The following is a 12,781-nucleotide window of genomic DNA, read 5'->3' on the forward strand; positions in this document are numbered from 1 at the left end:
TATGAAAAATAATTCTAGATATTGGATAGTTACAGATCTTGATGGAACATTGATGGATGAGAACTATGACATATCGCCTGCTAAGAAAACATTGAAGATGTTGTCAGAAATAAATATTCCTGTCATACCTTGTACAAGTAAAACAGCTTCTGAGGTTAGATATTTTAGAAATGAAAATAGGTTGTCAGATCCTTTTATTGTAGAGAATGGTGCGGCTATTTATGGGACTAATGAAAATAATTCTTCTGAGTGGGAGTTGGTCCTAGGTAAAAGTTATAAGGAATTGAGATTTATATTAATGAATATATCTAAAGAACTTAATTACCATTTGATTCCTTTAAATGATTTAAATAATAATCAAATATTTGAACTTACTGGTTTGTCTGAGCAAGGTATTGTTAGAGCTTTAGATAGGCAGTGGAGTGTTCCATTCTTAAATCCTCCTGATGATATTTATGAAGAATTAAAGTCTTTTTGTGATTCTTATAATGTTCATATTTTCAAGGGAAACCGTATGAGTCACTTGCTTTCTAATGAAAGTCATAAGGGCCAAGCCGTTAATAAATTAAAGGAGCACTTACAGAATAAAGATGTAAAGATAATTGCACTAGGTGATTCTCAAAATGATCTTCCTCTACTTGAATATGCTGATATATCTATTGTTATTCCTGGTAAAAATGGTCCAAATAAGTATTTACAGAATGGAATTGATAATGGATCTTTTAGATTAGCAAATGCTCCACATGCAGAGGGATGGTCAAATAGTGTTGCAGACGTTATTAATAATTTTAAGGATTTATGATAGATAACGAAATTAACTATGATTTCAATGATATTTTCCCAAGGGAAATAAAGGATGATTTCCTTTTCCCGCTAGAAACTTATCATTTATTCCTACAAGGTTTGTCGATTAACCCCTCTCTTTTTTTTAATAAATGGTCTAAGATTAACAATCAATCTATTATTGATAAATATTGGAAACCAAATACAAAATTAGATTGGAAATGGTCATTAGCTTTTCCTTTTTTCACCCTGTTAGAGAATTATATAAATTCTATAAATAATCCAATCATAATAGGCTTCTCAGGACTACCTGGCTCTGGAAAATCTACTTTAGGCTTTTGGATTGATAGTGTTGCAAGAGAACTATCTTTAGATATTAAAGTTATATCTTTGGATGACTTTTATTTGCCTGGAAAAGAAATGGATGCTGCAATGAATGGTAATCCATGGAATGTTCCTAGAGGTTTCCCGGGTAGTCACTCTATAGATTTATTGCATCATTCAATAGATAGATTTTTGAAAACTGGAGTTTTAATTAGTCCTACTTTTGATAAGTCTTTAAGAGATGGGAAAGGAGATAGATCAGGGTGGTGTGAATTAAAACCTAGAGTTTTAATTTTGGAAGGGTGGTTTGTTGGTTGTGAACCCGTTTTAGATTCATTGAAAATAAATGATTTGACTGGTGAAGAAATTAACTTATCATTAACTCAGAGTGAAAAAGATTACCGTATTTTGATTCAAGATTCACTGGATAAATATAGTGAAATTTGGAAAAAGTTTTATAAGATTTGGCATCTTAAGTCTTCTAAATTTGATAATACAATTCTATGGAAATCAGAGCAAGAAAATGAAATGATTAAAATAAAAGGTTCAGGATTGAAAGGTAACAATTTAACTAACTTTATACGTATGATTCAATGCTCAATTCCACAACAATCTTTATCTTTTATTAATTCAGATACTACAGTCGTAATCAATCAAAATCGTCGAATTGAAAAACTAAAGACTAATCAATACTAATTTCTATATTCCTAAACTATATTAAATAACATATATCATGAGTTTTGTTGGTTTATTTATTTTATCTTTTGTTAACTTTTATCTTTTACTTTAATTAAACACTATTATTATTAAATATAAATCTTACACATGCCTATAAAATGGCTTCATATGTCTATTTGATTCAAAACGGTGATTTATTCAATATTGGTTTTACTAACAACCTTGAACGAACCAGAATTGACTTAAGACCAGGTGAATTGCTTGCCTTTATAGTTACTGAAAAACCTGAACCACTTATCAGAAATCTTAGGAAAACATATGTTGATAATAGATTACCTGGCTCAGATTATTATCGACTTGCGAATTCACAGGTGAAAGAATGCAGATCTCTTCTAGAGGGAGATGGTTCGAATAAGTATTTTCAACCTTTTCTCAAAGGTCCAATTTTATTTATATTCTTTATGTTATCTTGGTTTTTATTAACGTATATTATTATTGAATTTGGCGTAAATCCTATTCTCAGTCGCTTTAGCTAATTTTTATTTATTTCTTTTTATAGATTAATAATATATACAGAATGTTGATTTCAAAAATTTCGTTTTCTTGTTAGATTGAGAGTACAAACGTGTATTTACGTAATTTGAATTTATCTAATTTTTTGATTTTTGTAGCAGTACCTTTTGTTATATCTGCTATTTTTTTTGGCACAAAGAATGGATATTACAATAGCGATGACTATGAGGGAGATGGATGCGCTCATGACGTGCAGAGGTGATTATTATTTCCATCTGACCCAAATAATTTCTTTTAATTATTTGAATTTTTGATGCATGTCCATTTACTATCAAATTGCCAGACAGGTTTGTAGATATCATTCTCAATTTTCGTTCCAGCTTCCATACACATTTTTTTTGTACCAATAGGAATTGCAAATAATGATGGACTCGTAATACCACTTACCTGTGGTTTTCCTCCGGGCCCTTGTCTATAACTACCAATTACAAGCCAGTAATCTGCCAGTACCTTATCTTGTAATCCTCCCAATGATGTCAGAGCAAGAATTAGTGATAATATAATTTTTTTCTGCATGATTTATTCTTATTTTTGAAATCATATCTATAATAATTGGAAATTTATAGAAATTTAACAAGCTTATGTTTTTATTATTTTCCAAATATGCTTGATGAAATTAGTCCTTATTTATTTATTTGCGTTAAATCATTTTTCCTAGGCATTATTCAAGGTTTTACTGAGTTTCTTCCCATTAGTAGTACAGCCCATTTGAAAGTTATACCTACTCTTTTTGGATGGAATGATTATGGTGTGTCTTTTTCCGCTTCTTTACAATTAGGAAGCGCAGCAGCTATTGTTTATTATTTTCGAAATCAGATTAGTTTAATAATTGATTCTTTTTCTTCAATCTTGAATGGTCGTAAGGTTTTAAATGATTATAATAACAGACTTTCTACTTATATTTTTGTAGCAAGTATCCCAATTTTTGTTTTGGGTTTAATTATTAAATTATATTGGCCCACTTACTCCGTTTCGAATTTTAGAGGTTTATTTTCCATAGCTATTACATCTATTATTATGGCAGTATTGTTAGCTATTTCGGAGATTTATGGTAAAAGAAAAAAGTTTATTGAGGATGTTAATTTAAAAGATATTATTTTATTAGGCATGGCTCAAGCTTTAGCTATTTTTCCTGGGGTTTCTAGATCTGGCATTACTTTGACCTCAGCATTGTTTTCAGGTATTGAAAGAAAAACAGCAGCTCGACTATCTTTTCTAGTTGGTATTCCTGCTATTTCAATTTCAGGACTTGTAGAATTATTTACTTTATTTAGATCTTTATCTGTAATAGAAATTATACCTACGATTATCGGGATTATATCATCTTTCTTTTCTTCAATATATGCTATTGACCTGCTTCTTAACTTCTTAGGTAAAAATAATACTTTTGTTTTTGTTTATTATCGTATAGCTTTTGGTTTATTTATTTTAGCAACTTTATGAATAGAAGTTTTCTATTTTATTTAGTTTAATATTGCATTATGAACTTCGTAGCTTTGATGAAAATTTTACCTAATTTATTCATTGTTTCTTTTGGAGAAATAGATGTTCCCACTTTCGTTTTTGCGTTAATTATTTTTTTAACTCTCTTCGTTTTCTTAGCAGTTCTAATTAGTACAACGAAATTAATCCAATCCTTAATCAGCGACTCTGATTAGTAATCTTAAGATTTTATCGGAACGGCGGGATTTGAACCCACGACCCCCACTACCCCAAAGTGGTGCGCTACCAAGCTGCGCTACGTCCCGTAAATTTAAATTATCATAGGGGGTTCCATAGATTTTAAATTTTTGATGATTTCCATTTAATTCTTTTCTTTGACGTTTTATTTATTCGTCTAATGAGTGAATTTCTATTTTCACTAGAATAACCATGAATACATAGTCTTTTAGCCATTAATCTTAACTCGTAGATACTCATCTTTGAGAGTCTTAACTCTATATTGTTTTTCCAGGCATCTCCCTCATACGGCAATTTAGATTTATGTTGAGTGGATTCGATTATATAGAATAACTCGGCAAAATATTCTGGAATAATTACAATTATAATCGCAAGAATATTGTATATGTTGATCCGGGCTCTTTCTAAATGGTTTTCTAACTTATTATTTTTCATATGTTTTAAAATTCACAAGCTAAGATTAAATTTTTTTGTTTAGCTTGGGTATGAAAATTCAGTATTTATCGAACTATCCATCCATTGAATTGTTTTTTCTTGTTCAATTTTCTCAGATTTGAAACTAAATACTAAAAAAAATACTAGCAACAATGTAGCAAATATAATTAGCAAAATAGTTTTGTCTGGTAATTGATCATTCATTATAAATTAGATTCAATAGGTTTATTCTCGCCTCTAAGAATACAATGATTTATATTCCAATTATAGTTAGACCAAATTCTTTTATCTAGTTTAAAGTTTGCACCACTAAAATCTTTAAATCTTACCTTCGTTGGCATTGCAGAGCAATATGGTCTGCTGCCAGGCTTGGCTAAATATTGTTGATGATAATTCTCAGCGATATAGAATTTAATATCATTCTTAATTTCTGTGGTAATTTCCCCGAAGCCATTATTTTTTAATTCTTTTTGATAGCTTTTTTTGCTTTCTATTGCTTTACTTAGTTGATCTTTACTCGTCGTATAAATCGCAGATCTATATTGGCTTCCACTATCGTTTCCCTGACGATTTCCCTGAGTTGGGTCATGGCATTCCCAAAATAATTTTAGTAAGTCACTTAGATCAATTTCATTATCATTCCAAACAACTCTTACGACTTCGGTATGACCAGTTAACCCAGAACACACATCTCTGTAGTTTGGATTTTCTTTTTCACCGCCAGCATACCCCACGGCAGTATTGATAACACCTGGCAGCCTCCAGAAACCTTTCTCAGCGCCCCAAAAGCAGCCACATCCAAACAATATTTCTTTCTCATGTTCTTTTAGTTTTGCGGTTAGTTCATTTTTTAATATTACATGTAGCACTTTTTTCTTTGATTTTTCTTTAATATTATATGAATATAGCTTATCAATTAAAGTTGTTAAATATTCAATTATATTTTTAATCATAACTTTAATTTATAGTTTCTATTTTTATATGATTTATTAGTGTTGTAACAAATGCAAATAATAAGAAAGGCAGGCTTAAAACAAGTATTAATCCTACACCTAAAAGAGCGAAAATTGGTCTTGATGATCCCATGAGTGCAAGACCGGCAGCAAGGCTTACAAAAATTACACCCATCCATGCAAGGATTTGAATGTAAATATCACCAAATGCGAGGTCGCAAATAAGTTTATATTTTGTTTGGTCGCTCATAATTTCATGATTATCTTAGTGAACATAATTGTTTTTCTACTTTAAATCCAATTCATATAAAATGATTAAAAAACTTTAATTAGTAATGATTAATCATCTGCTTGAAGTTTCTCTTTAGCTTTTTCTCTCTCCCACATGCTCTTATACAAACCGTCTTTCTTAATTAAAAATTGATGCGTTCCCTCTTGTACAATTTTTCCATCACTCATAACTAATATCCGATCACAAGCAGCAGCAGCTGATAATTGATGGCTAATCATTAATATAGTCTTGTTATATTGATTTTTTATTGATTGAAGTATTGCAGAGGCGGTTTTATTGTCCACACTTGCCAAGGCATCATCAAGAACAATTATTTTTGAATCTACCAGTAATGCTCTACTTAAAGCGGTTCTCTGTCTTTGGCCACCGCTAAGAGTTATGCCTCTTTCACCAACAAGTGTTTTCAGGCCATCTGGAAAACCTTTTATGTCATCTGTCATCCGGGCTTCATAAGCTGATTTCTGCACTTTCTCTAGTGACGCTTCTGTATTACCGTATTTTATATTTTCTGAAAGTGTTTCTGTAAAAAGATATCCCTCTTGAGGCACTATGGCTATATTACTTCTTAACTGATTTAGCTTTAAGTCCGTCACATCATTGTCGTCTAAAAATAAGCTTCCTTCATTAATTTTTATCATTCGCCCTAAAGCTCTTGCCAATGTCGTTTTACCGCAACCTACAGGCCCTACTAATGCAACTATTTCTCCAGGGTCTATTTTAAAAGATATTTCATCAAGTATTTTTCTAGGAGAATCTTCATATTTTATTGATAGATTTCTTGCTTCTAATTTTCCTGTAATATTTTTAGTTATATTTACAGTCTTTTCTTTATCTTTGATTGTAGGTTCATTATTTAGTAGCTCTTCTACTCTCTCTAAACTTACTTGGCCCAATTGAAAAGTATTAAGTGTAAAACCTAATAATGCTGTTGGGAAAACCAGTCTTTCTACATAAAGAATTAAAGCTACTAAACCCCCAACGGTAAGACTTCCACTGCTTAGTTGCCCACTCCCAATTGCAATAAGTAGAAGCAAAGATATTGAGGATAAACCTTGAAGTAGTGGAAATAAAGTACTTGCAGTTCTTGCAAGGTTAATAGCAGCATCTCTGTATCTGATATTTAATTTATTGAATGCTTTTTGCTCAGCTTGTTCTTGACCATAAATTTTAATAGCGCTAATTCCTGATAAATCTTCTTGGATTAATTCACTCAACTCTGATAATGCTTGCTGTTGCCTCTTTCTTTGTTTGACCATTCTTCCACCGAATAATCCAACTGTCCCCAGCAAAACTGGATAGACAGAAATAGCAAAGAAAGTTAAAAGTGGATCGATTGACAGCATCGCTGGCAATGTAAAGGTGTATGCCAAAAATGTGTTCGTAAGACTTAATACTGTAAATCCAAGCAATCTTCGAATGTTTTCTAAATCACTAGTGGCTCTTGTTATGACTTCTCCAGTTCCTATGGTTTGAACCCATCCAGGATCTTGTTCCAGCATGCGATCAAATAATTTTTGTCTCAATGAAACTTCTACTTGTCTACCTACTCCAAAGACGAGTTGCCGAGATATCAATCTCGTCACTCCCATAACTGTTGCTAAGAGTATTAACCATGTCGACTTATTTAAGACATATGAAAATGTAAATCCTTCCTTGAGATCATCAACGATGTTTCTAACTTCCATTGGAATAACAACACTTAGGATATTTACAAAAATCAGACAGAAAGCACCTATTATCAAGTCCTTCTTATGTGGTCTCAAGTAGTTTTTTATTAGATCAAGTCTTAATGCAGCCATTCTTTTATTAATATGCTCATTAACCTAGGCAATATAAGCCCATGGTTGCGAGCGAAACCATTTTAACTAAATTTATGAACGAGGCTCAAAATCATCCGCTTTATTCTATTGATCGTGAAAATATTGATCGTTTATGTGCCATCGATTCCCCAACATCTAACCATTTTGTTGAATTAGCCAGATTAATAATTCGCTATCAAGATTTCAAAGGTGCTGATGATCTTAATTCTGACATGGACAAATTATTAAAAAAATGGAGCATTAATCGAGATAAATTAGAGGTGATAACAAGAAAACTTTGGTCAGAGGGATTTCGTCCTACAAGTCATTCAAGCCCTGATAACGTTGGTTCTGGATTTGATACGTCAGATTCCTCTCAAGCTTAATGTTAGGAAATTATTTTTTTATTTAAACAACTTCTATTGTTGATATATTAATGATGAAGTTAAAAATATTCTGCTTGGAATGTTTATCATTCAGGCATTTTCTTATAAATGACCCCATTAAATCCTATAAGTTTTTCAGTAATTCTAGAATCTCTCCTTTCCTCAAATGATTTAACAGAAGAACAATCTAATTTTTTAATGACTTCATGGCTCGAAAATAAAATTGAACCAGTTCAAACTGGCGCATTCTTAGCGGCTTTTAGAGCAAAAGGGGTATCTGGTGTTGAACTTTCGGCTATGGCCAAAATCCTTCAGGATGCCTCAATAACACCATTAGATCTTCCAACCTTTGATTTGGTTGATACTTGTGGTACTGGTGGAGATGGAGCTAACACTTTCAATATTTCTACAGCAGTTGCTTTTGTCTCAGCTGCTTTAGGCGTGAAAATCGCTAAACATGGAAATCGAAGTGCAAGTGGCAAGGTTGGATCAGCTGATGTATTAGAAAATTTAGGATTACCTTTAAATGTTTCTTCCGAAAAAGTTCTTAAGGCACTAAAGAATTTGGGTATTACCTTTCTCTTTGCTCCTTCTTGGCATCCTTCATTGGTAAACCTTGCTCCTTTAAGAAAAAGCTTAGGAGTGAGAACCATTTTTAATTTGCTAGGTCCATTAGTTAACCCACTTAAACCAAAGTCTCAAGTATTAGGAGTTGCCAAAGCTGATTTACTTGATCCAATATCAGTAGCTTTACAAGCAATGGGGCTTAAAAGAGCTGTTGTGGTCCATGGTGCAGGTGGTCTTGATGAGGCTTCACTATCAGGGCCTAATCAATTTAGGTTCTTAGACAAAGATGTTATTAGATCTGAAATTATTAACCCTAGTGATCTTGGACTTACTGAAATATCTAATGACAGCTTGAGCGGTGATGATTTGAAAACTAATTCTCAAATTCTAATGTCATTACTTAAAGGAGAAGGAAATAAATATCACAAAGAAGTCGTAGCATTAAACACGGCTCTTGTTTTATGGGCATCAGGATCTGAGGATGATTTATCTTTAGGTGTCAAACGATCATTAGATTGTTTGAATACAGATAAATCCTGGCTCCTTTTTAATCAGTTAAAAGATTTTTTAACCACGTAATTCTTTTAACCTGTTAAATCTTTTTTCTTATGTTTTTTGATACTGATAGCTCTGCAATATTGTTATTAGAGGACGGTACCTATTTTGAAGGATTATCTTTTGGCGCTGTAGGGACTATTGCAGGAGAAGTCGTATTTAATACTGGTATGACAGGATATCAGGAGGTCATAACTGATCCAAGTTACTATGGTCAGCTTATTACTTTTACTTACCCTGAGATTGGGAATACTGGAGTTAATTCTGAGGATAATGAATCATCAAATACTTCAGTTAAAGGTGTGATAGCTCGTCAAATCACAAAAATTCCCAGTAATTGGAGACATGAAATCTCGTTTGAAAAATGGCTAAAGGAAGAAAATGTTGTTGGAATTCATGGAATAGATACAAGAGCACTTGTTAGACATATAAGAGAATCTGGTTCTTTGAATGGAATTATTTCTTCAGAATCAAGCTATTCAATAGCTGAATTATTTTCTCTTTTACAAAAATCTCCTTCAATGAGTGGTCTGAATCTTGTGGATAAAGTAACGACGAAAAGCTCTTTTAAAGTTAATTCAAGCTGTCCTGTTTCATTTGATAAGAGAATTAAAAATATTCAAACAATTCCATACAAAGTTGTCGCTATAGATTTTGGAATAAAGCAATCAATTTTAGATCGATTAGTTGCCCATGGTTGTGAAGTAACTGTCTTACCTGCAAATTCTGACATATCCGATGTTTTAGCTTTATCTCCTGAGGGTGTTTTCCTCTCTAATGGCCCTGGTGATCCATCGACAGTTGACAGTGGTATTAATCTTGCTGAAAGTTTAATTGAATATAAAAAACTACCAGTATTTGGAATCTGCTTAGGGCATCAGATCCTTGGATTAGCTTTAGGTGGAAAAACTTTTAAACTTTCTTATGGCCATAGAGGATTAAATCATCCATGTGGATTGAATGGAAAAGTTGAAATCACGAGTCAAAACCATGGTTTTGCTTTGAATTCAGAATCTCTAAATCCCGAAAAAATAAAAATTACACGATTTAATTTAAATGATCAAACAGTGGCCGCCATTTCGGTAATTGATAAGCCTTTCTTTGGTGTTCAATATCACCCAGAGGCAAGCCCAGGACCTCACGACGCTGATCATCATTTTAATCATTTCGTAACCTTAATAGAAGAACGACGAAGAATCGTGGATTAATTTGGTTTCTATCACTACACTTCCAACATGAAGTCATAGGGGACTAATCCCATAACTGAATTACAACGACTTACTGTTTCTCTTAGAGGTGGGTTTAGCCAGCAAAATGGTTGTTTGGTGATTAATTTCACTGGTCAACTAGATGCATATTCGGAGAAACAATTCTCTACATATATCAATGAAGTTTTATCTTCTAATCAACTTTCAGTCGTAATTGATTTAACTAATATCGATTTCATTGACTCTTGTGGCCTTGGTGCAATGGTGCAAGCAGCTAAAAAATGTACCCAGTCAAAAAGATCATTTAACGTTGTAGGAAATCCTAGAGTCATTCAAACAATTAAACTTGTTAGATTAGAGGAATTTCTTCATTTGACCCCAGATCTGAAAACTGCCATTGGCAACTTATCAGCTTGACTGATTGGATTCGCTCTTCCAAATCATCCATTTCTCCTGATGGCTTGGGCCCGCTCCAATTAGCTTGGTTGGGTGATGCAGTATGGGAAATGCATCAAAGGTTGCGACATTGCAATAGTCCAATGCGATCAAGGGATCTACACAATGCTGTTGTTAAAGAGGTGAATGCATCCAGTCAAGCTAGGGCAATCAGTAAAATCGAACCTTTTTTAACTGATACTGAAAAGGATTTCCTTAGAAAAGGTAGAAACAAAGCTGGAAGAGGTCCGAAAAATATAGATGCTGCCACATATGCAATTGCTACCGGATTTGAGACTATTGTTGGATGGTTGTTTTTAAAAAATCCCAGTCGCCTTGCTGACTTATTCGATCTTCTAGATCGACCCATTAATTAGAAAATAGTTCTTATAAAATGAGTTATCGCTTCAATAAAGACACAACGAATTCAAGAAACCCTTCATCTAGCAAAAGAGGTAGTAATTTTTTTCGTCAAGATAATGAGTCCAAAAAGTCAAATTTTAACGATCGAAGAAGAGCAAATAATAAAAGTAATCGTTATTCATCTGAGAAAGTTAATCAATATTCATTAGATAAAGAATCTTCTGAAAGATCAAGAAGTAGTAATCAGTCAAACTCAAACTACAGAGGATCTAATCGATTTGAAAGAAGGTCTAATAACACTTCATACAGAGATCAAAATCTACAAGAAACTAACAAATACAGAAGATCTAATCGATTTGAAGGGAAATCTAATAACCCTTCATACAGAAAACAAAATTCTCATAAAGATAATAATTACAAAAGAGAAGATAATAAAGAACCTCTCTCCTATTCGGAAAGCTTTACGAAAACTTTAAGTGATGATTTGATTTGGGGTCGTCATTCATGTGAGGCAGCCCTTTTGGGTGGTAGGGCAATTCATAGGATTTGGTGTACCTCCGAATTACGAAGTACGCCAAAGTTCTTTCAACTTCTCAAAGATTCAAAAGCTTCTGGGGTTTTGGTTGAAGAAGTTTCTTGGTCCAGGCTTGGCCAGCTCACTAATGGAGCAGTTCATCAAGGAATAGTTTTACAAATTGCCGCATCAAAGACACTTGATTTAAAGAATCTAATAGATGCTTGCAAATCTTTTGGTGACTCATCATTGCTTCTTGCTTTGGATGGATTAACTGATCCTCAGAATCTTGGAGCAATAATTCGATCTGCCGAAGCCCTTGGCGCTCAAGGATTAATTCTTCCCCAAAGACGCAGTGCAGGTTTAACAGGATCCGTAGCAAAAGTTGCGGCCGGAGCTCTGGAACATTTACCCGTAGCTAGAGTTGTTAATTTAAATAGGTCTTTAGAGAAATTGAAAGATGAAGGTTATACCGTTGTTGGCCTTGCAGAGGAAGGACCTTCAACTTTGTCTGAAATCAAATTCCAAGGCCCTTTAGTAGTAGTAGTAGGAGCTGAAGATAAAGGAATTTCCCTCATAACTAGAAGGTTGTGTGATCAGTTGCTAAGGATTCCTCTTAAGGGTGTCACTACAAGCCTTAATGCATCAGTAGCTACGTCTATTTTCTTATATGAAGTAGCTAGATCCAGATGGATGCGCTCAATATCTGGTCAAGACCCATCTCCTAGATTATTGAAACCTCAGATTTCTACTGAAACTAATAACTAATCTATTTAAATTTAACTCTGAAAATCAGCGTATATTTTTTATAGTTTTATTATGATTTTAAAAACATGATAATCAAATTACATTATTAATTACATCGACCACAGGATTTTCACTCAATGTCTTTTGTATTCAAATAGATGTTTCATCATCAAGTGAACATAATATTCCTTTTTTATTTGATAAACATCTGGTTAAGAAAGTATAATAAATTAAACGCAGTTTACTTATGGGTCCCATTAGGGCTCTTCGAAGCTTAGGAAATAGTTTTGGCTTGGCTTGGTGGGCCAAGGTTGAGACAATTCAACCTGAAGTGACTTATTGGTTTGGTCCATTTCTGACTCGTCGTAGTTTGAAGCTCAGATTAAATGGATTTGTTGATGATCTTTCTGAAGAGTCACCAAAAAAAATAAGTCATACTTTAATTAGGTGTCGCCGTAATGAGCCTCTAACGTCATAAGCTTAAAAATA

Annotated in this window: 16 protein-coding genes and 1 tRNA gene; 12 read left to right on the top strand and 5 right to left on the bottom strand. The window is 33.1% G+C overall.

All coding sequences use genetic code 11. The features are described 5' to 3' along the window. Position 1: 1 nt before the first annotated feature. From yedP to AC6EIZ_RS01315, 4 genes are all read left to right on the top strand, one after another. The gene (yedP, locus tag AC6EIZ_RS01300; protein WP_498511718.1) at positions 2-802 is read left to right on the top strand and encodes a mannosyl-3-phosphoglycerate phosphatase-related protein YedP; all 801 of its coding nucleotides are present in this window, start codon (positions 2-4) and stop codon (positions 800-802) included. Next, positions 799-1,803: a uridine kinase gene (locus AC6EIZ_RS01305; RefSeq protein ID WP_498511720.1), complete on the top strand. Its 1,005-nt coding sequence runs from the start codon at positions 799-801 to the stop codon at positions 1,801-1,803. The genes yedP and AC6EIZ_RS01305 overlap by 4 nt, the downstream gene beginning before the upstream one ends. 140 nt (positions 1,804-1,943) lie before the next feature. Beyond that, positions 1,944-2,321 (top strand): GIY-YIG nuclease family protein, encoded by a 378-nt coding sequence (locus AC6EIZ_RS01310; RefSeq protein ID WP_498511721.1) that lies wholly within the window; start codon positions 1,944-1,946, stop codon positions 2,319-2,321. A 104-nt stretch (positions 2,322-2,425) separates the two neighbouring features. Next, a complete protein-coding gene (locus tag AC6EIZ_RS01315; RefSeq protein ID WP_498513146.1) occupies positions 2,426-2,560 on the top strand; it encodes a DUF8629 family protein in 135 nt (44 codons plus the stop codon). Between the two features lie 32 nt (positions 2,561-2,592). On the opposite strand, the gene AC6EIZ_RS01320 is transcribed toward AC6EIZ_RS01315, so the two are convergent. Next, positions 2,593-2,874 carry a hypothetical protein gene (locus AC6EIZ_RS01320; RefSeq protein WP_498511722.1) on the bottom strand — a complete coding sequence of 94 codons (282 nt, stop codon included), beginning with the start codon at positions 2,872-2,874 and terminating at the stop codon, positions 2,593-2,595. A gap of 87 nt (positions 2,875-2,961) precedes the next feature. On the opposite strand from AC6EIZ_RS01320, the gene AC6EIZ_RS01325 reads away from it, so the two are divergent. Then, positions 2,962-3,801, top strand: coding sequence for an undecaprenyl-diphosphate phosphatase (locus tag AC6EIZ_RS01325; RefSeq protein WP_498511724.1), 840 nt, complete (start codon positions 2,962-2,964; stop codon positions 3,799-3,801). A gap of 231 nt (positions 3,802-4,032) precedes the next feature. On the opposite strand, the gene AC6EIZ_RS01330 is transcribed toward AC6EIZ_RS01325, so the two are convergent. The 4 genes from AC6EIZ_RS01330 to AC6EIZ_RS01345 form a co-directional block, all read right to left on the bottom strand. Continuing rightward, positions 4,033-4,106: transfer RNA gene (locus AC6EIZ_RS01330), tRNA-Pro, on the bottom strand. Positions 4,107-4,676: 570 nt separating this feature from the next. Beyond that, on the bottom strand, positions 4,677-5,426 hold the full coding sequence (msrA, locus tag AC6EIZ_RS01335; protein ID WP_498511726.1) for a peptide-methionine (S)-S-oxide reductase MsrA: 750 nt from the start codon (positions 5,424-5,426) through the stop codon (positions 4,677-4,679). Between the two features lie 4 nt (positions 5,427-5,430). After that, on the bottom strand, positions 5,431-5,676 hold the full coding sequence (locus AC6EIZ_RS01340; RefSeq protein WP_498511728.1) for a hypothetical protein: 246 nt from the start codon (positions 5,674-5,676) through the stop codon (positions 5,431-5,433). Between the two features lie 89 nt (positions 5,677-5,765). Then, entirely contained in the window at positions 5,766-7,517 is a 1,752-nt protein-coding gene (locus tag AC6EIZ_RS01345; RefSeq protein ID WP_498511730.1) for an ABC transporter ATP-binding protein, read from the bottom strand. Between the two features lie 41 nt (positions 7,518-7,558). Here AC6EIZ_RS01345 and AC6EIZ_RS01350 point away from each other — a divergent pair, with 41 nt between their 5' ends. The 7 genes from AC6EIZ_RS01350 (at position 7,559) to AC6EIZ_RS01380 (ending at position 12,770) form a co-directional block, all read left to right on the top strand. Then, positions 7,559-7,903: a DUF3288 family protein gene (locus AC6EIZ_RS01350; protein ID WP_498511732.1), complete on the top strand. Its 345-nt coding sequence runs from the start codon at positions 7,559-7,561 to the stop codon at positions 7,901-7,903. A 108-nt stretch (positions 7,904-8,011) separates the two neighbouring features. Beyond that, on the top strand, positions 8,012-9,049 hold the full coding sequence (gene trpD / locus AC6EIZ_RS01355; protein ID WP_498511734.1) for an anthranilate phosphoribosyltransferase: 1,038 nt from the start codon (positions 8,012-8,014) through the stop codon (positions 9,047-9,049). A 29-nt stretch (positions 9,050-9,078) separates the two neighbouring features. Then, positions 9,079-10,233: a glutamine-hydrolyzing carbamoyl-phosphate synthase small subunit gene (carA, locus tag AC6EIZ_RS01360; protein WP_498511736.1), complete on the top strand. Its 1,155-nt coding sequence runs from the start codon at positions 9,079-9,081 to the stop codon at positions 10,231-10,233. 51 nt (positions 10,234-10,284) lie between these two features. Continuing rightward, complete coding sequence (locus AC6EIZ_RS01365; protein WP_498513148.1) at positions 10,285-10,650, top strand: STAS domain-containing protein; 366 nt, start codon at positions 10,285-10,287, stop codon at positions 10,648-10,650. Further along, complete coding sequence (locus AC6EIZ_RS01370) at positions 10,647-11,045, top strand: Mini-ribonuclease 3 (protein ID WP_498511738.1); 399 nt, start codon at positions 10,647-10,649, stop codon at positions 11,043-11,045. Before AC6EIZ_RS01365 ends, AC6EIZ_RS01370 begins: the two co-directional genes overlap by 4 nt. Before the next feature lie 17 nt (positions 11,046-11,062). After that, positions 11,063-12,313 (top strand): 23S rRNA (guanosine(2251)-2'-O)-methyltransferase RlmB, encoded by a 1,251-nt coding sequence (gene rlmB, locus AC6EIZ_RS01375; protein WP_498511740.1) that lies wholly within the window; start codon positions 11,063-11,065, stop codon positions 12,311-12,313. Between the two features lie 226 nt (positions 12,314-12,539). Continuing rightward, the gene (locus tag AC6EIZ_RS01380) at positions 12,540-12,770 is read left to right on the top strand and encodes a DUF1816 domain-containing protein (RefSeq protein WP_498511741.1); all 231 of its coding nucleotides are present in this window, start codon (positions 12,540-12,542) and stop codon (positions 12,768-12,770) included. Positions 12,771-12,781: the final 11 nt, after the last annotated feature.

Source organism: Prochlorococcus sp. G4PB16 (genome assembly GCF_059772465.1).